The sequence below is a fragment of the Campylobacter sp. LR264d genome, from assembly GCF_008633895.1.
Classification (GTDB): Bacteria; Campylobacterota; Campylobacteria; order Campylobacterales; family Campylobacteraceae; genus Campylobacter_D.
This window is the reverse complement of sequence record NZ_VJNT01000012.1, coordinates 67,340-92,104: the sequence shown is the minus strand read 5'-3', so window position 1 is coordinate 92,104 and position 24,765 is coordinate 67,340. Positions and strand designations below refer to the sequence as shown.

25 protein-coding genes are annotated in these 24,765 nt (G+C 30.2%); 4 read left to right on the top strand and 21 right to left on the bottom strand.

The window, feature by feature from the left end:
- Window positions 1-2: 2 nt before the first annotated feature.
- Genes FMM56_RS03500 through truA form a run of 3 tightly spaced genes read left to right on the top strand, consistent with a single transcriptional unit; the run spans window position 3 to window position 2,211 of the window.
- Window positions 3-470 (top strand): prepilin peptidase, encoded by a 468-nt coding sequence (locus FMM56_RS03500; protein ID WP_263312611.1) that lies wholly within the window; start codon window positions 3-5, stop codon window positions 468-470.
- Entirely contained in the window at window positions 467-1,492 is a 1,026-nt protein-coding gene (locus tag FMM56_RS03495; protein ID WP_150207802.1) for an LptF/LptG family permease, read from the top strand. Before FMM56_RS03500 ends, FMM56_RS03495 begins: the two co-directional genes overlap by 4 nt.
- Window positions 1,492-2,211 carry a tRNA pseudouridine(38-40) synthase TruA gene (gene truA / locus FMM56_RS03490; protein WP_150140079.1) on the top strand — a complete coding sequence of 240 codons (720 nt, stop codon included), beginning with the start codon at window positions 1,492-1,494 and terminating at the stop codon, window positions 2,209-2,211. Before FMM56_RS03495 ends, truA begins: the two co-directional genes overlap by 1 nt.
- Here truA and FMM56_RS03485 read toward each other — a convergent pair.
- From FMM56_RS03485 to yajC, 15 genes are read right to left on the bottom strand one after another with little or no spacing between them, the layout of a single operon-like run.
- Entirely contained in the window at window positions 2,201-2,842 is a 642-nt protein-coding gene (locus FMM56_RS03485; RefSeq protein WP_150140078.1) for a uroporphyrinogen-III synthase, read from the bottom strand. The genes truA and FMM56_RS03485 overlap by 11 nt on opposite strands.
- Entirely contained in the window at window positions 2,842-3,474 is a 633-nt protein-coding gene (gene thiE, locus FMM56_RS03480; RefSeq protein ID WP_150140077.1) for a thiamine phosphate synthase, read from the bottom strand. Before thiE ends, FMM56_RS03485 begins: the two co-directional genes overlap by 1 nt.
- Window positions 3,471-4,292 (bottom strand): bifunctional hydroxymethylpyrimidine kinase/phosphomethylpyrimidine kinase, encoded by an 822-nt coding sequence (gene thiD / locus FMM56_RS03475; RefSeq protein WP_150140076.1) that lies wholly within the window; start codon window positions 4,290-4,292, stop codon window positions 3,471-3,473. The genes thiE and thiD overlap by 4 nt, the downstream gene beginning before the upstream one ends.
- Window positions 4,289-4,978 carry a 3-methyladenine DNA glycosylase gene (locus FMM56_RS03470; RefSeq protein ID WP_150140075.1) on the bottom strand — a complete coding sequence of 230 codons (690 nt, stop codon included), beginning with the start codon at window positions 4,976-4,978 and terminating at the stop codon, window positions 4,289-4,291. Before FMM56_RS03470 ends, thiD begins: the two co-directional genes overlap by 4 nt.
- Complete coding sequence (locus FMM56_RS03465; RefSeq protein WP_150140074.1) at window positions 4,975-5,736, bottom strand: ATP-binding protein; 762 nt, start codon at window positions 5,734-5,736, stop codon at window positions 4,975-4,977. Before FMM56_RS03465 ends, FMM56_RS03470 begins: the two co-directional genes overlap by 4 nt.
- Window positions 5,723-8,662 carry a DEAD/DEAH box helicase gene (locus FMM56_RS03460; RefSeq protein WP_150207800.1) on the bottom strand — a complete coding sequence of 980 codons (2,940 nt, stop codon included), beginning with the start codon at window positions 8,660-8,662 and terminating at the stop codon, window positions 5,723-5,725. The genes FMM56_RS03465 and FMM56_RS03460 overlap by 14 nt, the downstream gene beginning before the upstream one ends.
- Window positions 8,662-9,054, bottom strand: a complete 393-nt coding sequence (locus FMM56_RS03455; protein WP_150207797.1) for a polymer-forming cytoskeletal protein — start codon at window positions 9,052-9,054, stop codon at window positions 8,662-8,664. The genes FMM56_RS03460 and FMM56_RS03455 overlap by 1 nt, the downstream gene beginning before the upstream one ends.
- A complete protein-coding gene (locus tag FMM56_RS03450) occupies window positions 8,991-9,896 on the bottom strand; it encodes a M23 family metallopeptidase (protein ID WP_150207795.1) in 906 nt (301 codons plus the stop codon). Before FMM56_RS03450 ends, FMM56_RS03455 begins: the two co-directional genes overlap by 64 nt.
- Window positions 9,883-11,046, bottom strand: coding sequence for a Mur ligase family protein (locus tag FMM56_RS03445; RefSeq protein ID WP_150151688.1), 1,164 nt, complete (start codon window positions 11,044-11,046; stop codon window positions 9,883-9,885). Before FMM56_RS03445 ends, FMM56_RS03450 begins: the two co-directional genes overlap by 14 nt.
- Entirely contained in the window at window positions 11,039-12,442 is a 1,404-nt protein-coding gene (locus tag FMM56_RS03440) for a hypothetical protein (RefSeq protein ID WP_150140069.1), read from the bottom strand. The genes FMM56_RS03445 and FMM56_RS03440 overlap by 8 nt, the downstream gene beginning before the upstream one ends.
- Complete coding sequence (gene lptE / locus FMM56_RS03435) at window positions 12,426-12,935, bottom strand: LPS assembly lipoprotein LptE (RefSeq protein WP_150140068.1); 510 nt, start codon at window positions 12,933-12,935, stop codon at window positions 12,426-12,428. Before lptE ends, FMM56_RS03440 begins: the two co-directional genes overlap by 17 nt.
- Complete coding sequence (gene leuS, locus FMM56_RS03430; protein WP_150140067.1) at window positions 12,932-15,370, bottom strand: leucine--tRNA ligase; 2,439 nt, start codon at window positions 15,368-15,370, stop codon at window positions 12,932-12,934. Before leuS ends, lptE begins: the two co-directional genes overlap by 4 nt.
- 2 nt (window positions 15,371-15,372) lie before the next feature.
- On the bottom strand, window positions 15,373-16,344 hold the full coding sequence (secF, locus tag FMM56_RS03425) for a protein translocase subunit SecF (protein ID WP_150140066.1): 972 nt from the start codon (window positions 16,342-16,344) through the stop codon (window positions 15,373-15,375).
- A complete protein-coding gene (secD, locus tag FMM56_RS03420; RefSeq protein ID WP_150206175.1) occupies window positions 16,344-17,924 on the bottom strand; it encodes a protein translocase subunit SecD in 1,581 nt (526 codons plus the stop codon). Before secD ends, secF begins: the two co-directional genes overlap by 1 nt.
- The gene (gene yajC / locus FMM56_RS03415; RefSeq protein ID WP_150140064.1) at window positions 17,917-18,189 is read right to left on the bottom strand and encodes a preprotein translocase subunit YajC; all 273 of its coding nucleotides are present in this window, start codon (window positions 18,187-18,189) and stop codon (window positions 17,917-17,919) included. The genes secD and yajC overlap by 8 nt, the downstream gene beginning before the upstream one ends.
- On the opposite strand from yajC, the gene FMM56_RS03410 reads away from it, so the two are divergent.
- On the top strand, window positions 18,162-19,520 hold the full coding sequence (locus FMM56_RS03410; RefSeq protein WP_150207793.1) for an apolipoprotein N-acyltransferase: 1,359 nt from the start codon (window positions 18,162-18,164) through the stop codon (window positions 19,518-19,520). The genes yajC and FMM56_RS03410 overlap by 28 nt on opposite strands.
- Here the strand turns inward: FMM56_RS03410 and FMM56_RS03405 are convergent.
- From FMM56_RS03405 to FMM56_RS03380, 6 genes are all read right to left on the bottom strand, one after another.
- Window positions 19,509-20,507, bottom strand: coding sequence for an acyl-CoA dehydrogenase family protein (locus FMM56_RS03405; protein WP_150207791.1), 999 nt, complete (start codon window positions 20,505-20,507; stop codon window positions 19,509-19,511). The two genes, FMM56_RS03410 and FMM56_RS03405, sit on opposite strands and share 12 nt — an antisense overlap.
- Window positions 20,507-21,061 carry an OsmC family protein gene (locus tag FMM56_RS03400; protein WP_150206171.1) on the bottom strand — a complete coding sequence of 185 codons (555 nt, stop codon included), beginning with the start codon at window positions 21,059-21,061 and terminating at the stop codon, window positions 20,507-20,509. Before FMM56_RS03400 ends, FMM56_RS03405 begins: the two co-directional genes overlap by 1 nt.
- Window positions 21,062-21,082: 21 nt before the next feature.
- On the bottom strand, window positions 21,083-21,835 hold the full coding sequence (locus tag FMM56_RS03395) for an ABC transporter ATP-binding protein (RefSeq protein ID WP_150140060.1): 753 nt from the start codon (window positions 21,833-21,835) through the stop codon (window positions 21,083-21,085).
- On the bottom strand, window positions 21,832-22,572 hold the full coding sequence (locus FMM56_RS03390; protein WP_190318964.1) for an ABC transporter permease: 741 nt from the start codon (window positions 22,570-22,572) through the stop codon (window positions 21,832-21,834). The genes FMM56_RS03395 and FMM56_RS03390 overlap by 4 nt, the downstream gene beginning before the upstream one ends.
- On the bottom strand, window positions 22,565-23,497 hold the full coding sequence (locus tag FMM56_RS03385; RefSeq protein ID WP_150140058.1) for an ABC transporter substrate-binding protein: 933 nt from the start codon (window positions 23,495-23,497) through the stop codon (window positions 22,565-22,567). The genes FMM56_RS03390 and FMM56_RS03385 overlap by 8 nt, the downstream gene beginning before the upstream one ends.
- Before the next feature lie 95 nt (window positions 23,498-23,592).
- Window positions 23,593-24,765, bottom strand: coding sequence for an acetyl-CoA carboxylase biotin carboxylase subunit family protein (locus tag FMM56_RS03380; protein WP_150207789.1), 1,173 nt, complete (start codon window positions 24,763-24,765; stop codon window positions 23,593-23,595).

The following is a 24,765-nucleotide window of genomic DNA, read 5'->3' as shown; positions in this document are numbered from 1 at the left end:
TTTTGCTGCCATTTAGCCTTTATGCTAGTAAAATAGCAAATTTTTCATTTATCTTTTTTTCCTTATTTTTATTTATGCTTTTTAGTCTTTCTTTGATAGATTTAAAATTAAAAGCCGTGCCAAATTTAATCCTGTGGCTTAGCTTTATAATAGCCTTTTGTGTAAATTATGATATAGATTTTATCTTTAATGCTTGTTTATGTGCTGGTTTTTTATTTTTGCTCAAAAATTTCATATCCTTTTTAAAAAGCATAAAAAGCAAGGATATACAAGAAAATTTAGGCGATGCAGATATTATAATAATGGCTAGTATAAGTGGAATTTTTGGCTTTAAATTTGCCTTTTGGGTCTTATTTTTAGCCTGTGTTTTAGCCCTGCCCTTTTTTTTCTTTGTAAAAAAAATAGCCTTTTTACCCTTTATTAGCCTTAATCTTATAGTATATTTTTTATTTTTGGAAATTTACAAATGAAACTAAGTTTTAAGTATATTTTAAATCAATTTTTAAGCACGAATTTATCAATCTTTTTTGTACTTTTTAGCATTGTTTCTATGATTTTTTTTATACAGCTTGCAAAGCTTACCTCAAGCATTGAAATTAGCCTATTAGACTTTATTAAACTTTATTCTTTTATGTTGCCTAGAATTCTTATTTTTACCCTGCCAATATCCTTTTTTATCGCTCTTAGCCTTGCACTTTATCGCTTATCAAGGGAAAATGAAAGCATAGTACTTTTTACCCTTGGTTTTTCACCTAAACTTTTAGCTAAATTTTTTCTTAAAATTTCTACCCTAGTTAGTGCTTTTATGCTTTTTATAGCTCTTGTTATGATTCCTATAGTATTTGAATTGCAAGATAATTTTGTAGATTATAAAAAAACTCAGGTTAAATTTAATTACAAAATAGGAGAATTTGGACAAAAATTTTTAGAATGGATGATTTTTATACAAAAAAAGGATAATGATAAATACGAAAATATAGTTATGTATCACCCAAAGCGCAAAGATAAAGATAAAGAACAACTCATAATAGCAAAAGAGGCTAGTCTTCATAGGAATGAGGATAACTTTGCTTTTGATTTATTAAATGGCAAAATGTATAATTTTGAAAACGATGAAAGCCTATTTGTGGGCGATTTTGAAAAATTAACTATAAATACCAAATTTAGCAATGAATTAATGCAAATAAGAAAATTTTATGAGTACTGGAACGATTTAAACACCAATAAACACAAGGCTAAAGAATTTGTAATTTATACTACAATCGCCCTTTTTCCACTAGCTAGCACGCTTTTTGCCCTCTCCTTTGGCATAGTAACTTATCGCTATGAAAAGGGCATTATTTATGTGGGTATGTTTTTAGTAATTTCTATTTATTTTGGACTTTTAACTATCTTTCATAAACCCCCAATTTTAGCCGTTTTACTCATATTTTTAAGCACCTTTTTAGCATCTATAATCTATTTTAAAAAGACCATTTTGAAACGTTATTAATGAAGCTTAAATTAACCTTAGCATACAATGGCATCACTTTTTTAGGCTCAGCTTGCCAACCTCATCAAAACAGCGTCCAAGATAAACTTGCAAACGCCCTAACTCATTTAGGAATTTATCAAAGACCACTTTTTGCCTCAAGGACTGATAAGGGCGTTCATGCAAGTGGGGCAGTAGCTTGTATTGAGTGTGGGGAGCATTTTAAAGACCTTGCATATTTAAAAAGGCAAATTAACAAATTTGCCACACCTCACATTTATATTAAAAAAATTGAAAAAGTAGATAATAATTTTGAAGTACGTTTCAACGCAAAGGCTAGGGAATATCGCTATATTTTTTGCCATAAGGAATTTAATCCTTTTTTAAGTGATTTTGTGTATTTTTACCCTGAATTTGACATTAAAAAAGCGAAAGAACTTTTAAAATTATTTGAAGGCACACATGATTTTAAATTTTTTCAAAAAACAAATGATTTAAATACTAGCATAAGGACAATTTATCTTACAAAGGCATATAAAATTAAGGAATTTAGCGTTTTTAAATTTAGGGCAAATGGCTTTTTAAGGGCACAGATTAGACTAAGCGTACAAGCTATTTTAGCAACCCTTAATCAAAAAATTAACGAAAAAAATTTATTAGAACAAATTGAAGGTAAAAGAGCTTATATTAGAGAATTAGCCCCTGCAAATGGCTTATATTTAAGTAAGATTATTTATTAAAATTTGCTAACTTTTTAGCAAGTTTGACGCAAGAGTTTAAATTTGTATCCTTGCTTAAAAAGACATTTTCAAAATCCTTTAAAGCTTTTTTTGTACTTTGCCCTATAACCACGCATTTATCATCCTTTTCTAGCTTATAGGTTTTTAAAAAATTGCTAACTTGCAAAGGAGAAGAAAATATAAAAACACAGGGCCTAATAAGCTTTAAATTTGAGTGCTTGTAGATATTTTCATAGGCTATTATTTGACTAAGTTTAACACCTTCATTAATCAATAAAAAATCCAAATTTGAAGCAATTTGCTTAGCCCTTAAATATAAACAATGCTTGTTTTTAAGCTCATTTTTAAACTCATTTACTAAATTTTTACCATAGGCAAGTTTAGGAAATTTTACCTTTTTAAAGCCCATTTTTATAGCTTTTTTAGCCGATTTTTCCCCAACTGCAAAAAGGGGCTTATTAAAATCAGGTTTTATTTGATTAAATTCCAAAGCCCTTAAGGCATTTTTAGAACTTATTATAAGGGCGTCAAAGTCGTTAAAATTAATATCAAAATGAAAAAATTTAAATTCATTTAATATTAAGTTTTCTACCCCCTCAAATTTATCTTCGCCTAAAAAATAAATTTGCACTAAATGCCCTTTATATAAGTATTAAAGACTTTTTTTAAATTTAGTGCTGCTCTTTTGCTATCATTTGAATCTAAAATAGCCCTAACCACTGCTATACCTGCTAAATTTAAGCCCTTTAAATCCTTTATAACCTCTTCATCAATGCCACCAATTGCTACAACTGGAACCTTTGAATGCTTTATAATATCCTTTAAATCATCCTTGCTAAGTACTAAACTTTGCTTAGTAGGCGTTTGTCTAATGGTCCCACAGCCTAAATAATCAGCCCCAACGCTTTTTTTTAACTGCTTTAAATTCTTAACAGAAAGACCTATGATTTTTTTAGAACCTAAAAATTTTCTAGCAATCTTTATATCTAAATCATCTTGCCCTAAATGAAGTCCATCGCTATTTAAGGCAAGTGCTAAATCAAGTCTATCATTTATTATAAAGGGAATTTTACGTACATTACAAAGCTTTTTTACCTTTAAGCCAAGTTTGAAAAAATCCCTTGTGCTTAGATTTTTTTCGCGAAGCTGTATAATGCTAACTCCACCATAAATTGCATTTTCTAAGATACTTAAAAAGCACTCATCGCTTTGATTTTCTTTTTTACTAGCTACTAAATAAAGGCTTAAATCAAGTTTTTTCAATGCTTTTTATCCTTGATATTTTTATAAAAATGATTAGTAGGGCCACAACCCTTGCCCAAATTTAAAGAATACAAAATAGCGTTTTTAACATATTTTTTAGCCCTTGTTACTGCTTTTACCTTGTTAAAGCCTAGTGCTAGATTGCATGCAATTGCCGAACTTAAAGTACAACCCGTCCCATGCGTATTTTTAGTATCAATTCTTTTGCTTTCTAAAACATACATATCATTTCCATCATAAAAAATATCATCTGCATTTTCATTACTATGCCCACCCTTGATTAAAACGCTTTTTGCTCCAAATTTATAAAGATAAAAAGCAGCCTTCATCATATCATCTTGATTATTTATCTTAAAACCACAAAGAAATTCGGCCTCTGGTATATTTGGCGTTAAAATATCAGCAAATTGTAAAATATTATTTTTAAAAGATTCTCTCTCATTTGCAGGCATTAAGGCAAAGCCATTTTTTGCAAACATTACAGGGTCAATTACTACATTTTTTGGCTTAAATTTAGCCAAATTTTTAGCAACACAACTCATTAACTCACTTGAACCTATCATGCCTATTTTGACTGCCTTTGGATAAATATCTTCAAAAACAGCTAGTAATTGTTCGTCTACTATCTTCGTAGGCACATTATGAACGCTAATAACCCTAGCCGTATTTTCAGCCACTACACTTAAAATAACACTCATTCCAAAAAGATTATGAGCACTAAAGGTTTTTAAATCAGCTTGAATTCCAGCCCCTCCACTACAATCACTCCCTGCTATACTTAAAATAGGTATCAAATAAGTACTTTTTGCCTTTTTCATAAATTTTCCTTTCTTATATTTTCAATAATTTTAAGTCCTTTTTCATCTATATTTTTTCCCTTAAAATGCATCTTACAAAAGGCTATTATTAAGGCATGGAAAAATTGATATAGTTCGTAAAGTTCGTAATTTTTATTTAAAATTGTATTTAAACAATTCATATTAATTTCTATCCCACTTTCAAAAAATTCCCTTAACTCATCATAGCTTTCAAATTCATAACCTAAAGCATTTGCTAAGCGATTTGTGTAGCTGTCAACTACTAAAATTTCTCTTTTACAAAGATAATTTAAAATGCTATCTACGCTTTCAAAACCAAGACCCTTTATATTTAAAAGCCACTCCCTACTTACCCTATCTTTAAAATTTTCTATATCACTAAAATCCCTTAAAATAGCTAAAACTAAGTTTTTAACGCGTTTTGCTTTCATATTATAAAAACCACTTGGCTTAATCAATAAGGCAAGTTTTTCTTCTTTTAAATTTGCAATTTGTTCTAAACTTGAAATTTTAGCCTCTTGTAAATTTATTAATGCCTTTAAAACATTATTCCAGTTAGTATTTTGAGTTAAAACAACAGAAATTAAAAGTTCAAATTCACTCAAGCCCCTATTTTCAAGCCAATCAAAGCCAGAAAAATCAATTTTTTCTTTTAAAAGTGCTTTAAAAATAACTGCCCCATTCATTGTAAGATATCCTTAAAACTTATATAAAATTGCTTAGCAGTCCTAGGGCTCATACTTGCCCTTAATGCTGCAAATTCCCTAGCCTTTGCGTGTAAAAGCTCTTTTTTAATATTTAAATCTTTAAAATAAAAGTCAACCACCCTTAAATAATCATCCAAATTTCCTTGATAAAAACTAAGCCAAAGTCCAAATCTATCGCTTAAACTTAGCTTTTCTTGAACGCTATCTCCAAGATGAAGTTCCCCTCTTGAAATTTGAGTATTTTCATTATCGCTTAAATTTTCTTTTATTAAATGTCTGCGATTAGAACTAGCATAAATTAAAATATTTTTAGGCACCTTTTCAATACTACCATCAAGCAAGGGCTTTAAAAATTTATAACTTGTATCGTTTTCTTCGAAGGAAAAATCATCACAAAATAAGATAAATTTAAAGCTTTCCTGCCTTAACTCATCTATAATGTCAACTAGGGCAAATAAATCATCCTTTGCAAGTTCAACAAGTCTTAAACCATGCGTTTTGTAAGCATTAAAAACTGCCTTAATCAAGCTTGATTTTCCAGTTCCTTTTGCACCCCAAAGCAAGGCATGATTTGCCCCTTTTTCATTTAAAAAATTTAAGGTATTTTGTACTAGGGCTTGTTTTTGCGTTTCAATACCTATTAAATCATCTAAGCTTATATCATCTATTTCAAAAACGGGCTTTAAATAATCTTTCCTAGCCCTATAAATTGCTGCATAAATGTTAGTCCAGTCCATTTTTAACCTTTCTTAAATGTGTTAAAACTGCTTCGATAATATCATCATCATCCCTGCTTCTTGCATGAATTATTGTTTTTTCATCTTGCAAATTGACAAATTGAATATTTTGTTCAAAATTGCTTATCATTTTGTATTTATTTACTGCTAAAATTTTTATCATTAAAAGCGATAAAAACTGCTTTGTATAGGTATCAAGTTTGCCAAATCTATCCTCAACCTCAGCTTCTATTTCATAAATTTCACTTACCTTTTCACACTTACTAAGTCTTCTATAAAGTTCAAGGCGAAGTCTATCTTCTGTGATTAAATCGCTATTTAAAAAGGCATTTACATTAAGTTTTAAATCAATCTTTTCTTCTTTTAAACTTTGATTTTTACTGAGCTTGTTAAGCTCATCTTCAAGCATTTTTAAATAAAGACTATAACCGATTTGTTCTAAGTGCCCACTTTGGTCAACCCCCAGTAAATTTCCTCCTCCTCTAAGTTCTAAATCATGATATGCTAAAACGCTACCTGAACCTAAATAAGAATTGCTTTCAAGGCTTACTAAACGTTTTAAGGCTTGTTTATTTAAGCTTAATTTATTTTCTACTAAAAAATAACAATAGGCTTGTTTATTGCTCCTACCTACCCTACCTCTTAATTGATGCAAGTCAGCCATGCCAAAAAAATCAGCCTTTTCAACGATAATAGTATTTGCATTTGGTAAATCAATACCACTTTCAACTATGCTAGTACAAAGCAAGATATCGTATTGTTTATTTTCAAATTTAAGCATTTCATCTTCTTGAATTTGGGCTTTTATCTTTGAGTGTAGTACTAAAATTCTAAGATTAGGAATTAGATTTAAAAGTTCTTTTTTACACTCATCAATACTTGCTATGTGATTATGAATATAAAAAATTTGCCCTCCACGTCTAAGCTCCCTTAAAATAGCTTCTTTTAACAAGCTTTCATCATATTCTTTTACAAAGGTACGCACTGCTAAACGTTCATTTGGTGGCGTTTGAAGTGTACTATAGGTTTTAATAGTGCTTAATGCTTGATTTAAACTTCTTGGAATAGGCGTTGCACTCATTGATAAGATATGACAATTTTCACTCACTTCTTTTAACTTTTCCTTTTGTTTAACCCCAAATTTATGCTCCTCATCAATCACAATCAAAGCTAAATTTTCACAACTTACATTAAGCAAGGCGTGAGTTCCTATAACAACGCAGGGTTTATTTTCTTTTAAATAGGCTTGAATTTGATTTTTTTCGCTAGTACTGCTAAAGCGGTCGTATCTAAAAACTTGCATATCAAAGGGCTTAAAACGTTTTTGTAAAACCTTGTAATGTTGCTGGGTTAAAAGCGTGGTGGGTGCGAAAAAAAAGGCTGTTAATTTATTGTAAAGTGTTGCAAAAATAGCATTCATAGCAAGTTCAGTTTTTCCAAAACCCACGTCCGCGCTAAGTAATCTATCCATAACCTTTCCACTTGATAAATCTTGTAAAATTTCTTCACTTACTAAATCTTGGTCAGGCGTATAAGTAAATCCAGCCTGTGCTACAAAATTTGCTTGTAAGGCAAAATCTATATTTATAGGCTTTGGCTTGATTAATGCCCTTTTTGCTGCTAAGATTATAATATTACTAGCTATTTCAAAAAGTCTTTCTTTAAGCCTTTCTTTAAGCCTTAAAAAACTATTTCTACCAAGTCTATCAAGCAAGGGAATAGACCCATTGACACCAAGATATTTATCAATCATATATAAATTTTCAACAGGCAATAATAATCTATCATCGTTTTGATATAAAAGTTCTACAAATTCACGTTTTGCCCCACTAATTTCAATCATTTTAAGCCCTAAAAACTTACCTACCCCATAGTCAACGTGGACTACAAAATCATCTTTATTAAGCTCATCTATAATCAAACTTGCCTTTTTAATCCTTTGCTTTCTTTCTTTTTTATTTAAGGAAAGTATGATTTTTTCTTTGCTAATAATATTTAATCTTAAATCACTTTTTACAAAGCTAATATTTGATAAATCATCAAGTTCTAAGCCATTAAAAAGCCCTTCATTTTTAGCTAAAATGGTGATTTTTTTATCCTTATGAAAATTAAAAAAATCCTTTGTATATGTTATGTTTAAGTCTTGATAAATTTTAGCCCTGGGCATGATTTTTTCATTAATAAAATTAAATTTTTCATCTAAGTCATCAAATTTTTTAATACTTATGTAATTTAAATTTAAATAATCATAAAAATCATCTATGCACCAAAAGCCTAGGGAATTTATATCATTTAACAAAGCCTGGCTTTTGAAATTTTCTAATTTTTCATTAAAAGTGCTAAAATTTTCCTTGCTAAAATAGGCTAAAAAGGGGCAAATTTCAATATTTTCAAGCTCTTTTACAATTGATTTTTGCGTATTTATATCAAAAAATCTTATACTTTCAATATCTTCATCAAATAAAAGCATTCTTATAGGATTTTCTTCATTGATACAAAAAATATCAATGATATCAGCCCTTATAGAAACTTCGCCTTTATCTTGTACGATATCTACAAATTCATAACCTAGCCTAGTTATCTCATCTTTGAAATTTTCTAAATTAAATTTATCTTTTTTATTTATAAAAAAACTTTGCAAATGCTTTTTTGAAGGTAATTTTTTTAAGATAGTAGAATAAGAAGAGATTAAAATTTTCTTCTCATTCTCCTTATGATAAGCATTTAAAACCTTACAAAGTTCAAAAAGTTCTTTTGAAAATACCCTTAAATCATCTCCAAAATTTGCACGAAAATCAGGCAAAACAAAGGTCTTTAAACCCTTAAAAATAGCAACTTGAGCTAATAAATCTGCTTCTTTATCATTTTCACACAATAAAAGCTCACAGCTTTTATTACACAAATACTCAAAAAAAGCAGCTTGCATTAGTCTGAATTAGTTTCAAGAAGTTTTAATGAATCTTCTTTAATAGTAGAACCTCCACTAAATTTTCCACCATTTTCAATAGATAATTCTTTAATAGTAATATTGCCAATTACAGCCCCACTTGATAAAATTTCAAGGCTATCAGCTTCTAACTCGCCTTCAAAATAGCCATTTATCACGACCTTATCAGCCTTTAACTCGCCCTTTAAATTCCCGTTTTTACCTACAACTACTATATTTTCAGAATGAATAATCCCGCTCATTTCCCCGTCTATATGGAGCATAGAAGTAAAATAAAATTTACCCTCTAATTTTGAACCGGTTGCAATTACCGTTGTTTCTGTGTTTGCGTTTGATGTTGCAATGTCACTGCCTTTACCAAAGATTGCCATGGAACTCTCCTTTCTTGATTAAAAAATTGATTCATATTTTTTCTTTGCAAATTTAAAAAATGCAAAGGTTCTAAGGTTTTGTTAATAAACCTTACTTCATAATGCAAATGAGGTCCTGTTGAAAGCCCTGTATTGCCGGAATAGCCTATCAAATCTCCCTTATTTACAAAATGTCCTGCTTTAACTACATCCTTCCTTGTTAAGTGAGCATAAACGGTTTTAAAGCCAAAATTGTGAAGTAAAATCACGTTATAACCATAACCATTATTGCTAACGCCTGCAAATTCTACCACCCCAGCTGCAGTTGCATAAACAGGGGTCCCCATATCAGCCTTTAAATCAATGCCTGGGTGATATTCTTTTTTATTTATAACAGGATGATCCCTCCAGCCAAAACTACTTGTAATGCCCTTATTTACAATAGGATATCCATTTGGAACCTGGGTTAAAATTCCAATTTGTTGTTCATTTGTCAAAGAAAGATTTTCAAGCCTTTCATCAATGCTAATATGCTCATCGCTCATAATAATACCTAAAGATTCTTCAAAAGAAGCTATCTTATCTTCTATAGCTGCGTATTGTTCTGCCTTTTCTTCAACGCTTTTTTGAATTTTAGCGTTTGTTTCTTCTAATTCCTTGCTTTTTGCAATTAATTCTTCTCTTTTTCTATCAAGGTCGCTGACCTTAGAATCTAAATACTTTATATAAAATCCACTAAATATTAAAAATATGACCACAAAGGCTATAACATAAAAAACGATTTTTTTTATCACTTGACTTAGATAAAAATGCCTAGAACCATTTACATCTGTTATTGTTATAGTAAATTTATTTTTTGCCACTCATTTCCTTTAAAAAATTTTCTACTAGCATAAAAGACCCAAAAACTAGGGTTTTTTTATGGCTTATGTGTGTAAATTTTTCACATTTTATATTTAATTTTTTAGCAATACTAATTACCTCATCGCTTGCTAATTTTCTATCCTTACTAGGATAAACATAAAGTTGCATTGTATCAATAATAGGCTTTAAAGTTTTTAAAATTTCATAAATATTTTTATCAAAAAAACAATTATACACTAAAATTAACTTTTTACCTTTAAATTTCTTGTAAATAGCCCTTGCAGCCATTTCATTATGCCCTACATCCACAAAAAGATTTTCATTTATTTTTTCTAATCTACCTCTTAAATTTAAAGGGGGTAACTTGCTTAAAGCATTGAAAGTACTTTCTTTGGAAGTTAAAATTTCACAAGCTTTTAGGGCTAATTTTAAATTATGTTGTAAAAAATGTGCTAAATCGTAACACTTGCTGTATTCATTAAATTTAATTAATAAATTCTTATCTAAATTTAAATCATTTATTAATGTAGTATTTTTTAAAAAGGCTATTTTTTTAGCTAGATTTAATACTTCTTCGCTTTGTTCGTTTGAAATTAAGGCTAATTTTGACATAACCTTTAACTTTGTCCTAGCAATTTCTAACAAAGTATTTCCTAAAATTTGAGTGTGATCAAAGCCAATTTTTGTAAAAATACTTAATCTTTTTTCAAAGATACTAGTAGCATCATATTCTCCACCAAGCCCTGCTTCAAGTATGATAAAATCACAATCCTTAAAGACAAAGGGACATAAAAAAGTAGCATATTCAAAATAAGAAAGTTTGTTTAAATCATCTTTTAAAACTTCTTTTAATTCTAAGTGACCCCTTTCTAGCAAAGTGGTGCTAACTTCTTTTTTATCAGTGTAAAATCTTTCATTAAAGCTAAAAATATGAGGACTTGTAAAATGGCCTATTTTATAATCTAAGCATTCTAAAAGCTGAGCTAAATAGCGACCCGTACTTCCCTTGCCATTTGTGCCTATTATGTGAATAATGGGCTTTAAATTTAATTCTTTTTTATATTTTTCAAAGATAAAAAAAGCCCTAAAGCGATTTATGTTTGAATAAGAGGAATTTAACTTTTCTAAATGCCTTTTAAACTCACTCATACTGGGCTTCGTACTCCCTATCTTGTATGGCAATTTGGGCTAAAATTTCTTCTATTATATTAGAATCTGGTTTGCTTTGCTTATCTAAGTAAAATACTTTAATCTTTGGCATAATCACATCTTGCTTATAAATAAATCTAAAATTTTCCAAGTTTTGTACATTTATATTAACTAAATTCTCAATCTCTTCTTTGTTTTTTCCAGGGGTTATTATAAGATAGCTTTTTTCATCAACCATCCACAATTCATCCACATCCTCGCAACTTTCCTTTAAGGTTTTTTTGAAACGTACAAAAATTTCATTTAAGCTTTCAAGTCCGTATTTTTCCATAATAAAACGATAATTGACTATAGAAAAAACAGCCAAAGAATAATTAACCTTATATTTTTCAAAATTATCATCTAGCTTATCAAGTTCTTTATCCATACTCCAATCTTCCCTTGCCTCGTTACTTTGAGTAAGTTTAATCTGTATATTTAAGCTATCTATTCTTTGACTAAGCTGGGTTAATTTTTCCTTTAAATCATCAAAACTAAGCCTTACCTCGCCCTTTTCATCGGGGGTTAAATTATTCATAAAATCAATATTTTCTTTATTAGAATGTTCAAGTAAGCTTAATAACTCCTGAGTTTTTTGCAAATTTTCATTAAAGAAATTTAGATTTTTTTGCACGTACATATTATCAACTGCAATTCTTCGATTAACATTAGCAAGTAATTCTTTTTTAAAATTTGTATCCATCATAACAAAGGGCTTTTGGGCTAAATTTTGTGAAAAACCTAAAATTTTTAAATCCTCTACCAAAGAAGGCATTAAAGAAGAACTTAACAAGGTAGCAAAATATTCTAAGGACCTTTCTTGAAGCCTTGCTAGTAATTTTTTAATAATGCTTTCATAATCTTCATATTTATTTATGCCTATTTTGCTAAGTTCTATTTCTAAGTCATTATCTGCGTAGCTGCTTTCTAATTCTTTCCATTTTTTAGATAACAAAAAAATACTTTCACTATCCATAGTTTTTGATAATCTTCCTAGGCTAACCTTAGCTAAATCCCTTGCCTTTTTATCCTTACTTTTTTGCAAAACATTCATAATCAAAGACATTAACTCATAAAATTCGCTAAATTGCTTTCCACTTTGTCTATTTAAAATGGCAATTAAAAAGCTAATTAATTCTTCAATAGTTCGTATGTGTTTTGATTTAAGTTCTTGTTGATAATTTTGAACAAGCAAGGATTTATATTTTTCTATTTTTAACTGGTTTTGGCTAATGATTCCACTTTTTTTACTAATTTCTTCAAAAATTTCATTGTAATTTTCAGGAGTGGGTTTTAACTTTCTTTCATTTAAAATTTTTAAAGTTTGCTTTGCAATATCGTTAATATTTGGTAACACCGCCTTGCCTCCTAATAGCAATCACTGAAATAAACTCGTCAAATGCTTCACTTGAGGCATATTTAATGGCCATAGTCTTTGCATTATCACTAATAATGCTATTTGGCGAGATATCAAAATTATAACTTCCACCAGTCGTAAAATTCGCAGAAGTCCCATCCATAAAAACAACATAAAAATCTAAACTAAGTTTTGCCTTATATCGAACCACATATCCATGCTGGTCGTAAACCAAAGGTGAAAAGCTAAGATTATTTATACGAACATTTATAATATCATTTGCTTCATCTTTCAAGGCAAGTTTTTTACCTAACCTATTTATAGTTATTTGTTTTAAGGCATCAGCGATAAAAACACTATTTTGAGGGTCAAGTGGACTTAACTCCACATTTACATATATTTTATCATTAAATATAGAATCTGCAAGCTGTGCAGTTGGTGTATAAGAACAAGATATAAAAAATATATTCAAAAATAAAATAATTTTTTTCATTTTATCACCAAATTTACAAGCTTTTTATCTACATAAATTTCTTTTATAATTTCCTTTCCTTCAAGCCATTTTGCTACATTTTCCTTAGCTCTTTGTAAAATTTCGTCCTTAGTAGCAAGACTTTTAACTTCAATCTCTCCTCTTCTTTTTCCATTAACACTAACTACTAAATTTAAGCTATCTTTAATGAAAACTTCATCTTTTAATTTAATCTCTTTAAAATTTTCTAGGTCAAAAAGCATAGAACTTAACTCAAAGCAAATATGAGGAACAATTGGCTCTAAAATATTTAAAATAATATAAAAGCTCTCTTGTTCTAAATTTTCATTTTTGCAAAGTGCTAAGGCGTTAAGTGCTTCCATGCAAGCTGCTATTAAGGTATTAAAGGCAAAGCTTTTTTCATAAACCTCGTAAGATTTTTTCAAAGCCTCGTACACCTTTAAACGAGCGTATTTTTCATCCTTAGTTAAATTATCTTGTAAAATTTCACTAAGCTTTCCTTTTTTTACCTTCAAAGCCCTTTCCCAAAGACGACACAAAAAGCGATAAGCCCCTTCTAGTGCATCATCATTCCACTCTAATTCCTTTTGAGGAGGGGCAGCAAATAATATAAAAAGCCTAGCCGTATCAGCACCATATTTTTTAATAATCTCATCAGGGTCAACTACATTGCCCTTTGACTTACTCATCTTAGCCCCATTTTTTAAAACCATGCCTTGAGTTAAAAGCTTAGCAAATGGCTCATTATCTCTTAAATATCCTAAATCTCGCAATGCCTTTTGAAAAAATCTTGCATATAATAAATGCAAAATAGCGTGTTCAATGCCACCAATATACTCGTCAACATTCATCCAATAATCAAGGCTTTTTTCATCAAAGGCTTTTTCTTGCCAAGTATTTTCATCACTTGCAAAACGGGCAAAATACCAACTGCTTTCAAAAAAAGTATCTAGGGTATCACATTCTTTTAACGCATCACCACCACATTTTGAACATTTGCAAAATTTCCAACTTGCATGATTTACCAAAGGATTACCCTCGCCTGTGATTTGCACATCATCAGGTAAGGTTATAGGCAAATTTTCTAGCCTTTGAGATACTATGCCACATCTATCACACCTTATCATAGGGATAGGAGCGCCCCAATATCTTTGCCTTGAAACTCCCCAATCCCTTATCTTAAAATTAATCACCTTTTTTCCAAGCTTTAAGCTTTCAAATTTAGCAATTATCTTTTTTCTAGCCTCGTTACAATCTAATGAGTTAAACTCATCACTATTTATTAAAATACCCTCTTTATCAATATAAGCTTCGTTTTGATTAAAATTTGCATGATTAATTACTTGAATAATATCTAAATTATATTTTTTAGCAAATTCAAAATCCCTTTCATCGTGTGCAGGTACTGCCATAACAGCCCCACTACCATAATCGGCCAAAACAAAATTTGCTACCCAGATAGGAATTTTTTTATTTGTTAAAGGGTGTAGTGCATAAATTCCTAAAAAATAACCCTCTTTTTCAGCCATTTGCCTTTCTTTTAAGCTAGTATTAAATAAATCTTTAAGTTTTTTTGTTAAATTCTCATCTAAATATTTATTTTTAATCAAATTTTCTATAATTTTATGTTCTGGGGCAAGTGCTACATAAGAAATACCATAAATAGTATCAGCCCTTGTCGTAAATACTTCAAAGCTTTCAAATTCTGCCTTTTTATTGCTTTCATCATCAAGTTTTAGTTTAAACTCAAGGCCCTCGCTTTTTCCTATCCAATTTTCTTGCATGGTTAAAACTTGACTTGGCCATTTTTCTTTTAAGCCCTCAAGCCCATCTAAAAGTTCGTTAGCATAGGCCCTTATATTTATATAATATCCTGGCATATTTTTTTGAATAACCTCGTTTCCACAACGCCAGCATTTGCCATCTTCAACTTGTTCGTTTGCTAAGACGGTTTTATCGTGTTCACACCAATTTACAAGGGCTTCTTTTGTATAAATTAAACCCTTTTCAAACATTTTTATAAAAAATTCTTGTTCAAATTTAGTATAAAGTGGGTCAGAGGTATTAAAAATTCGCCTTTTAGAAAAAGAAAATCCTAAGGAAAAAAGTTCTTTTTTCATATAATCTATATTTTCATAGGTCCAAGTTTTTGGGTGAATTTTATGTTTAATGGCTGCATTTTCAGCTGGCATTCCAAAACTATCAAAACCTATAGGATGAAGTACATTATAACCAGCCTTTCTATAATATCTAGCCATAGCATCACCTATTGTATAGTTTCTAACATGACCCATGTGAATTCGCCCACTTGGATATGGAAACATTGATAAAATATATTTTTTCTTTAAGTTAAAATCATTTTTAGGCTCAAAACTAGCATTTTTATCCCAAAATTCTTGCCATTTTTTTTCTATTAAACTAGCCTCGTAAGCCATTTTTAAACCCTACCTTTTTCATATAATGCACGATTTTTCTCTTTTTCTTGTTTTGCTTTTAATTTTAAAAGTTCTTTTTGTCTATAATTTTCTACATTAAATTTAAACCATAAAAGTGCAGGACTTGCAACAAAAATCGATGAAAGCGTACCGGCTACTAAGCCTACGATTAAGGCTAGTGAAAAGCCTTCTATCATGGAACCTCCAAAAAGATATAAAATAACAACGGTTATAATGGTAAGCCCAGAGGTTAAAATAGTCCTTGAAAGTGTGGCAGAAACGCTTTCGTTTATAATTTGTGCTAGATTTGTGCTTTTACTTTTTTGAATGCCTTCTCTAATTCTGTCAAAGATAATAATAGTATCATTTAAAGAATAACCAAGCACGGTTAAAACGGCAGCTAAAATTTCTAAATTTACATCAATTCTAAATAAAGAAATAGCCCCAAGGGTGATTAAAACATCATGAATTTCAGTAATAATAGCAGCCATTGCAAAACGCCACTCAAAACGAAAAGCTAGATATATTAAAATAGCTATTAAAGAAACACCTATTGCCATTAAGCCCTTAGTTCTTAACTCATCTCCTACTTTTGGCCCTACAACATCAGCCCTTCTAACTTCAAAATTTCCAGTATCCTTTAAAAGATAACTTATACTCTCTCCTATATCAACGCCTAAATTATCATCACTTCCTAAAAAACGAATGGTAATTTCTTCGCTACTTCCAAATTCAGTTACGCTTAAATTTTGAAATTTACCTGTATTGCCTAAAAGTTCTCTAATTTGAGCTATAGGGGCGTCTTTGTCGTATTTTAACTGCACTAAGGTACCACCACTAAAATCAATGCCATATTGAAGTCCCCTATCCCAAAGTAAAAAAATAGAACCAAGTATTAAAAAAGCAGAAAATGCAATGGCTATAAAACGAATTTTCATAAAATTATAAATTTTTTTCTCGCTAAAAAATTGCATTATTTTCTCCTATATCCTAGCCAAATTCTTGTATTATTACTTTTTTCAATATTTTTCATAAAATAATCAAAAAGCCCATGTGTTCCCCAAATAGCAGTAATCATAGAGATAATTATACCTATACCCAAGGTAACTGCAAAGCCCTTAACAGGTCCGGTTCCATAAGCATAAAGGGCTATTGAGGTAACAAGGGTGGTAATATTTGAGTCAATTATCGCACTCATAGCGTTTTTATAGCCATTTTCTATGCTTTTTTTAATGCCTTGCTCTTCTTTTAAAAGCTCCCTTATACGCTCATTTATAATAACATTTGCATCAACTGCCATGCCAACGGTTAAAACAAGCCCTGCCATTCCGGGCAAGGTTAAAGTGGCTCCAAACATAGCCATAACAGCGACAATTACCAAAATATTTGCAATCAAGGCAATATTTGCAAATATACCAGCCACCCCATAATAAAGCATCATAAAAAGTACTATCACAACAAAGGCACCTATTAATGCAATCATAGACATTCTAATACTATCAGCTCCAAGTGATGGACCTATACTTCTTTGTTCTAAAAGCTTGATAGGGGCTAAAAGTGCCCCACTTCTTAAAGCAACGGCCACGTCTCTTGCTTCTTCTTGAGTAAACGCCCCACTTATTTGACCACTTCCTCCTCCTATTCTTTCATTAATAGAAGGAGCAGAATATACTTTATTATCAAGTACTATTGCAAGTCTTTTTCCAACATTTGCACCTGTATAATCTCCAAATTTCTTAGCACCTTCTGAATTTAAACTAAAATTTATAACTGGATAAGTGCTAGTATCAGTAAAACCTACTCTTGCATCAGTTAAAAGTGAGCCATCCAAAATAGGAATAGCCTTTAAGGTATATTTAAAATCTTTATTTTTAGCATCTTCAACGACTACAAGCCCATAACTAGCAGCCTCAGCATCACTCATTGAATTTGCTAAATGAAGCTTACTCTCATCAACTTCCATTAATTGCAAATGTGCTACTTTGGTGATTCTTTCCTTTGCCCTTAACTCATCTTCCTTGCTTTTTATGCCAGCAAGTTCTACTAAAATTTTATCCTCTCCTTGTTTTGCCACGGTAGGTTCAGCAAGTCCAAATTCATCAAGTCTATTTCTAATAGTTTCAACAGCTTGTAAAAGGGCAAAATTTTCTATATTTTTAAGCTCTTCATCGCTAAACAATAACTCATAAGCTAAATTTTCTACCTTAAAATTTAAGCCCTGCGTTTCATTTATCAAATTTTCAATTTTATTTTTATCGCTATCATCAAGTAAATTAAATTCTACACTTTTATCCTTAATAATTATCTTATCTATAAGTATATTTTCCTTATCTATTGAGTAAGATAAGGACGAGGCAATGGATTTTATCTTAGATTTTATGGCCTCTTCATTATCTACGCCTAAAAGCATATAAAGTCCACCTTGTAGGTCAAGGCCTAAATTTATCTTTTTGCCACTTTCAGACTGTAAAAAAGAAGGAAGTGAAAAAAATACACCAAAGATAAATACAATAGCGAAAACTACGAGTCTATATGTGATTTTAGATTCACTCATTAATTTTCTTTGCGACAAATTCTCTTGAAATTTTTACAATAACATTCTCATCATTAAGCTTAACTTTGATACAATCATTTTCTGGTTTTACAACCTCGCAAATTAAACCTCCATTGGTGATAATCTTATCGCCTTTTTCTAGGTTTTGTTGCATTAAAGCGTGAGCTTTTGCTTGTTTTTGTTGTGGTCGTATAACTAGAAAATAAAAAATTGCAAAAAGCACTATAAGAGGTAACAATGAGCTTAAGAGTCCCGATTCTGTCATATTTTTCCTTTGTTCCAAAAAATTTTAATTATAATTCTATCATTTTTAAAATAATAAAAGTCTTTTTTATAGCAATTTTACTATCAAATTGTATTTATTTATCTTTTTATGACAATATATACACTCAAACCCTAAGCCCGCTTTTATCTATATGGGGACTTGTGTTATTGCTTAGACAAAAGGCAAAGGGCTATTTTTGGGTAGGCTTTTTAGTAGGAATTTTCTGGTTTTGGTGGCTTGGTTTATCTTCTATTTATTTTGATTTAACTTATTTAGTGCCTGTTATTATCTTATTAGTTGGTTTAGTATATGGAATTTTGTTTAGAATTTGTCATTTATTTCACTTTGATTTATTGCGTTTAAGTGCGATTTTTTGTTTAAGTTATATCCACCCTATTGGCTTTGATTGGCTAAATTGGGGAATTTTAACAGTGCCTGGCTTTTTTGATTCAAATTTGCAAGGAAGCATTTGTTTATTTTTAATAGCTTATTTTTATTATGAACGTTTTATTTCAAGATACTATAAAATGGCGATTATAACAGCAATTTTCTTTATAGGCTTTCATTATGATATAAAAGAAAGTCAAAGCTTAAATTTAAGATATGAGTTGGTAAATACAGATATTAATCAAGGTAAAAAATACATAAATGAAAATAAAATAGAAGATGCAAATATCTTACTTTATGAAATTCAAAAAGCAATTGATAATAAAAAAGAATTAGTAATCTTACCTGAAAGTGCCTTTGCCTTTGATTTAAAAAATGCTTATGAGGGCGAATTTCACAAGGAACTTTTAGAACTTTCTAAAAAAATTACTATAATAACGGGTGCCTTTAACACGGACGATGATAATGAAGTATTTAATTCTACTTATATTTATGCAAGTGGAATTTTGAATGTCTTAGATAAGCATTATTTGGTACCTTTTGGTGAATACATTCCTTATTTTTCAAGCCTTGTTAGAAAATGGTTTTTACCAAATATGCAAGAATTTTCTCAAGGTCCCCTACTTAGTCAATATAAGCTTAAAAATCAACTTATTACAAACGCTATTTGCTACGAGGCTACCAAAGAAGCAATTTATAAAAAATCAAAGCTTATAATAGCCATTTCAAATAATGCTTGGTTTAATTATTCAAGTGAGTATAAATTGCAACAGCTTTTAATGAGATATTATGCAAACAAATATGGAGTAAGCATTTATCATGCTACAAATGGCAAAGAAAATGCTGTGATTAGACCTAAAACTCTACTTTATAAAGAATGGGAAAATAAATTTAATGATATAAGCCAAAAAGCAAAGGCCCTTTGGCAACAATTATTTGGCTAAAAGCTTATATAAATGCTTAATCGAAGGCGTTACAAGTGCCATAAAATAGCTTTCTAGCAAATTCTTAACCCCATTACTATCCTTTAAATAAGCATTACTTCCTTGATACAAAACTGCCCACTTTGAACACTCTAAGCTTAACTCAGCCAGGACCAGTCTAAATTCAACAATTTCTTTAATATCAGTATTATTCATATTTTCACAAAGTAAGGCTGTCTTTTTTTCAAAGTCATAAACCTTATCTAAAAGCATATTAGGCTTAATAGGTAAAAAATTTATATCATCTTTTTTAGCCTTTTTCATAAGCTCAATGGAATTCTTACAAAGCCCAAGACCCATGCCGCATTGCAACAATAAAAAGCCCTTTAATACTTTTTTAAAAAATTCTTCTCCATTTTTTGCAATGATAAATTCGTCACTTAAAAAATAATCATTTAAGCTTACTGATTTTGTAGCAGAACCCTCCAGAGCACAAAAATGAATTTTATCGCTTAATTTTGCTTTAGAACAATCAATAAAGGCAAAGATTTTTTCATTTTCATCTGCGTCACAAAGCAAGGCAAAATAATGATTATTATCCAAATTTGAAACCCAAGGCAAGCTGCCATTTAAAACATAGCCCTTATCAACTTTTTTTGCTTTAATGAAATTTTTTTCAATATCACTTAATGCCTTTGCTCCATTGCTAAGCCCTGTTCCTCCAAATTCAGTCCCACTTGAAAGCAAGGGGATAAATTTATTTTTCAAGGTCTCATTTGAACTATTTTGTAAATACCAAATCAAAGTATATTGACACCATACGCAAAAGCCCGTATTTGCACAATATGAAGATATTAACATAATGTTTTTAACAGCCCCAAAAAGCCCCTCATTAAAGCCATTAAAAAGCCCTTTTTGTGCAAGGGCTTTTAATTCTTGTTTAGGATAATATCCTTGATGAATTTCTTTTAATTTTGAAACTAAAAGTTCTTTTGCAAGTACTTGCATTATAAGCCTTTAAATTCTTTATCGTCAACTTCGACTTTAACGCGGCGAATCATAGTATTTGCCACGGGTGAGTATTTAGTCGCATGTTCTATTAAGGCTTCTTTAGTTTTTTCATCTGCATCGCTTTGCAAATCAACCTTAATTCTAAGTTCAGTAAAGCCAAGTGGTTTATTTTTACTTAAATCACCAGTTCCCCAAACAGCAGTTATATTTAAATCGCCCTCAAGTTCGATTTCAAGCTTACTTATAGTAATGTTTTGGGCTATTGCATTAGCATGAATTCCAACACAAATGCAAGAACCAAGCGCGGCTAAAACTACCTCGCTAGGATTTGGCGCTGTATCATCTCCTAGTAAAACAGGCGGTTCATCAACTATATAGGCTGGAAGATTGCGAATATAATTTTCGTGTCTAAACTTACCAACGGCTATAGTTTTGCATTTTAAGGTTTTAATCACTTCTGGATTTTCCTTGCCACTTTTTATTAAGGCCTCTAAACCTGCCCTATCAATAGGACTTAAACAAGCACAACCTGCAACAACATTTTCTTTCATATTTTCTCCTTTAAAATTTGATTAGATATAATACTCATCTTTACTTTTTCCCTTTAAAAGGCTTTCTATTTCATTTTTTAAGGCGTTGAATTCAAGGCTTTGTCTACTTGTGATATTTTTTAAGCCCTTTAAATCGCCAACTATTTCACCCCTTTCCTTTAAAATGATAATTCTATTTCCTAAAAACACAGCCTCTTCTAAGTCATGGGTTACAAAAATAGCACTCATTTTTAGCTTAGAAACTATGCTTAAAAGCTCATTTTGTAGCTTTTTTCTAGTAAAGTTATCAAGGGCAGAAAAGGGCTCATCAAGCAAAAGCATTTTAGGTTCTACACTTAACGCCCTTGCAAGTGCTACCCTTTGCTTTTGACCTCCACTTAACTCATTTATAAAACTATCCCTTTTTTCATAAAGTCCTACCAAATTTAAATAATACTTAGCCCTTTCTAATGCCTTATTTTTAGGAATTTTCTTGCATGTTAAGGCAAAAAGTACGTTTCCTAAAACGCTTTTATATTCTAAAAGGGCGTAATCTTGAAAAATTTTAATTCTTGTATTATCAATTGTTAAGCTATTTTTATAGGCTTTTTCATTGATAAGAATTTCTCCACCAAAGCTTTCAAAGCCACTTATTATATTAAGTAGTGTGCTTTTTCCACAGCCACTAGCCCCCAAAAGCGTGGTAAAATCGCCATCCTTAAAGCTTAAATTTAAATTTGACAAAATAATATTGTTAGAATAAGTCTTGCTAACATTTTTTAAAACTATATTCATTTATGACCCATTCTTGCTTTAATGAAATTTTCTAAGAGACTAAATAAAATTTGAAGTACAAAGCCTAAAAAGCCTATTACTATAATGGCTACTAAGATATAATCAACTTGAAGTAAGTTTCTACCATCAATAATCATATATCCAAGACCACTTTGAACACCTAACATTTCAGCAGCTACAAGTTGTATAAAGGCTATTGCTGCAGCTAGTTTTAAGCCACTTGCTATACTTAAGAAGGTGCTTGGTAAAATGATATGATAAAAAATAAGCCTTTCATTTGCCCCGAAATTTTGAGCCATTAAAAGCCTTTGTTTTGGTATATTTCTAACCCCACTAATACATAAAAAAAGTATAGGGAAAAATACAGAATAAGCTATTATAAAAATAGCCCCAATGTCACCTATGCCAAAGATAAGCACTATTAAGGGTAAGAGTGCAAGTGGAGAAAGTGGTCTTAAAAACTGGGTAAAAGGTTCAAGTAAAATTTCAAGCGGCCTAAAACGACCTAAAATAAGACCTAAGATTACCCCTAAAAATGCCCCTAAAATATAGCCTATAAAAAATCTTCTTAAGCTATCAAAAATAGCCACTTGCAAGACATTTAAATTTGCTAAAAAGCACTCATAAACAGCTAAGGGACTTGGAATGATTACAAAAAAGCCCTTAATGCTTAAAAAGTGCCAAAGCCCTATAACAAGGACAAATAAAACTAAGGATAAAAGACGAAAACTAAGCATTATTAACATAAGCCTTAGTTATAAAAGAAATATCTACAAAATCGCTATATGAAATGTTAAAATTTTCTACCCCTGCATCTTTCATGCCCGAAATTACTATGTCAAAATCATTTTGGCTAACTTTTAAATTCGAAAAAGATATCAAATTTTCATCTCTTATAACACTTGCTAAAAGTTCTTTTTTATGCCCTAAAACCTTGTTGCCTAAGATTATAGCTTCGTCTTTATTTTCATTTATAAACTTAGCAGTTTTTACAAAATTATTAACAAGACCTTGCAATTTATCTTTATTTTCATATAAATTTTTATTTACTACAAACTGGCAGCAAGTGTGGTTTGGCAAAATTTGGCTTGATAATTTTAAACTTTTTGAAATATTTAAGGAATTTGCCAAATTTCCAAAGGGCTGGGCTACTAAAAAGGCATCAATTGAGCCATTTTTTAAAGCAAAAGGCATTTCACTTGGTGCCATATCTATTAAGTTTACTTCACTTAGCTTAATATTATTTTGCGTTAAAAGCGTGTTTAAAAGTAAAAAATGAGTAGAAAAACGACTTGGTATAGCAATCTTTTTACCTTTTAAATCGTTTATGCTATTGATTTCTTTTTTTACGCTTAGGACCGACCCGTTTCTGTGAGTTGCCATAATTGATTTTAACGGTAGTTGCGTTGAAAGTTTTAAGGCAAGTGGATTTAACATAAAAGCCCCGTCTATGCTACCAGCCCTTAGGGCCTCGCTTAAATCAGGCCAAGAGTTAAATTTAATGCTTTGAAAGCTATCAGGGTAAAGTTCCTTAGCTATCATTAAAAAATGGTCAGTTATAGGTAAAAATCCTAATTTTACCTTAGAAAAATCATTTGCCTTTAAAGAGACAAGTGAAACAAAAAAGGCACTAGAAAGTGCTAGAAATTGTCTTCTTTGCATGAAAAAGTCCTTAAAATAAACTATAAAATGAGAATAAGCTCCAAAATAAGCTTATTTGAAACTGAAATTAAAGCATATTTATTATAAAAATAAGTTTAAATTTTTATAGCTTGTAAATTTTGTTCTATAAAGGGTTTTATGTCTTGGTCTAAATCAAGTTTTATATAATAATACCCATGAGAATCTGTTAAAGAGGATGGGTAAGAAAATTTGGTATTTTCATTTGCTAGTATATGTTCTTTTATGAAAAGTTCGGGTTTATATTGTTTTAAAGCTTTATAAAATTCATAGTCTTTTTTAGTATAAATAAAATAATCCAAACAAGTACAACTAGGCTTAATTGATATAGGTTTTAAGGGCTTTTTTAAGGTAGCATCAAGTAATAATTGTAAATAATTAATATTTAAGGAATTTTGCATTAAAAAATCTCGCAAACCACCCATTCTACTAGCAATCTCAATTACACTTATCTCCTTTGTATCAGGGTCAAATTTAATCTCAATATGACTTGCCCCATAACAAATTTCAAAGGCATTTAAAATTTTTATAGCAAAATCTTTTATTAAATTTTCATCATCCTTATCTAATCTTGCTGGCATTAAATGCATGGTTTCTAAAAAATCATCTTCAAATTCGCCTCTTCTAAAATACTCCCTTGTTATAGCTAAAACTTGGTGCTTTTTATTTGAACTTATGCACTCAATGCTTACTTGCTTACCCTTTAACTCCTTTTCTGCTAAGACTATCTTATTAAAAGAAAAATTCAGTGCATTTTCAAAGGCATTTTTTAAATCCTTTTTATCATAAATTTTAACCACTCCCCTACCTGCACTCCTATCGCTTGGCTTTATAACAACAGGAAAGCTTTTAATCTTTTCTAAGTCCTTTTCTTCTTTTAAAATGATATATTCAGCACTTTTTATATCATGCTTAGCAAAAATTTTTTTCATACGAAGTTTATCGGTAGTATTTAGAGCGCATTCATAGGAATTTGTTCCTAAATTTAAATGCTCTCCAACAAAACAAGTGCTTAAATTTCCAAGTTCAGTAGCACAAGTTGCAATGCCTATTATATTGTATTCTTTGGCTAGTTTTAAAATTTCTTCTTTTTTATCTATTGAGATTAAATGAAAAATATCAGCTAAATCCCTACAAAAGCAATCTTCATTATAATCAAATAAATGAACTATAAATTCTTTCTTAGCTAATAAAATCAAATCAGCTTGTAAACTTCCTCCACCTATTACAAAAAAATGCCTTTTTTCCAT

What these genes read in the sequence shown, in the direction of transcription:
- FMM56_RS03495 (WP_150207802.1), top strand. Translation starts at nt 467, where the DNA reads ATGAAACTAAGTTTTAAGTATATTTTAAATCAATTTTTAAGCACGAAT.
- truA (WP_150140079.1), top strand. Translation starts at nt 1,492, where the DNA reads ATGAAGCTTAAATTAACCTTAGCATACAATGGCATCACTTTTTTAGGC.
- thiD (WP_150140076.1), bottom strand. Translation starts at nt 4,292, where the DNA reads ATGAAAAAGGCAAAAAGTACTTATTTGATACCTATTTTAAGTATAGCA.
- FMM56_RS03470 (WP_150140075.1), bottom strand. Translation starts at nt 4,978, where the DNA reads ATGAATGGGGCAGTTATTTTTAAAGCACTTTTAAAAGAAAAAATTGAT.
- FMM56_RS03465 (WP_150140074.1), bottom strand. Translation starts at nt 5,736, where the DNA reads ATGGACTGGACTAACATTTATGCAGCAATTTATAGGGCTAGGAAAGAT.
- FMM56_RS03460 (WP_150207800.1), bottom strand. Translation starts at nt 8,662, where the DNA reads ATGCAAGCTGCTTTTTTTGAGTATTTGTGTAATAAAAGCTGTGAGCTT.
- FMM56_RS03455 (WP_150207797.1), bottom strand. Translation starts at nt 9,054, where the DNA reads ATGGCAATCTTTGGTAAAGGCAGTGACATTGCAACATCAAACGCAAAC.
- FMM56_RS03445 (WP_150151688.1), bottom strand. Translation starts at nt 11,046, where the DNA reads ATGAGTGAGTTTAAAAGGCATTTAGAAAAGTTAAATTCCTCTTATTCA.
- lptE (WP_150140068.1), bottom strand. Translation starts at nt 12,935, where the DNA reads ATGAAAAAAATTATTTTATTTTTGAATATATTTTTTATATCTTGTTCT.
- leuS (WP_150140067.1), bottom strand. Translation starts at nt 15,370, where the DNA reads ATGGCTTACGAGGCTAGTTTAATAGAAAAAAAATGGCAAGAATTTTGG.
- secF (WP_150140066.1), bottom strand. Translation starts at nt 16,344, where the DNA reads ATGCAATTTTTTAGCGAGAAAAAAATTTATAATTTTATGAAAATTCGT.
- secD (WP_150206175.1), bottom strand. Translation starts at nt 17,924, where the DNA reads ATGAGTGAATCTAAAATCACATATAGACTCGTAGTTTTCGCTATTGTA.
- FMM56_RS03410 (WP_150207793.1), top strand. Translation starts at nt 18,162, where the DNA reads ATGAGCTTAAGAGTCCCGATTCTGTCATATTTTTCCTTTGTTCCAAAA.
- yajC (WP_150140064.1), bottom strand. Translation starts at nt 18,189, where the DNA reads ATGACAGAATCGGGACTCTTAAGCTCATTGTTACCTCTTATAGTGCTT.
- FMM56_RS03405 (WP_150207791.1), bottom strand. Translation starts at nt 20,507, where the DNA reads ATGCAAGTACTTGCAAAAGAACTTTTAGTTTCAAAATTAAAAGAAATT.
- FMM56_RS03400 (WP_150206171.1), bottom strand. Translation starts at nt 21,061, where the DNA reads ATGAAAGAAAATGTTGTTGCAGGTTGTGCTTGTTTAAGTCCTATTGAT.
- FMM56_RS03395 (WP_150140060.1), bottom strand. Translation starts at nt 21,835, where the DNA reads ATGAATATAGTTTTAAAAAATGTTAGCAAGACTTATTCTAACAATATT.
- FMM56_RS03390 (WP_190318964.1), bottom strand. Translation starts at nt 22,572, where the DNA reads ATGCTTAGTTTTCGTCTTTTATCCTTAGTTTTATTTGTCCTTGTTATA.
- FMM56_RS03385 (WP_150140058.1), bottom strand. Translation starts at nt 23,497, where the DNA reads ATGCAAAGAAGACAATTTCTAGCACTTTCTAGTGCCTTTTTTGTTTCA.
- FMM56_RS03380 (WP_150207789.1), bottom strand. Translation starts at nt 24,765, where the DNA reads ATGGAAAAAAGGCATTTTTTTGTAATAGGTGGAGGAAGTTTACAAGCT.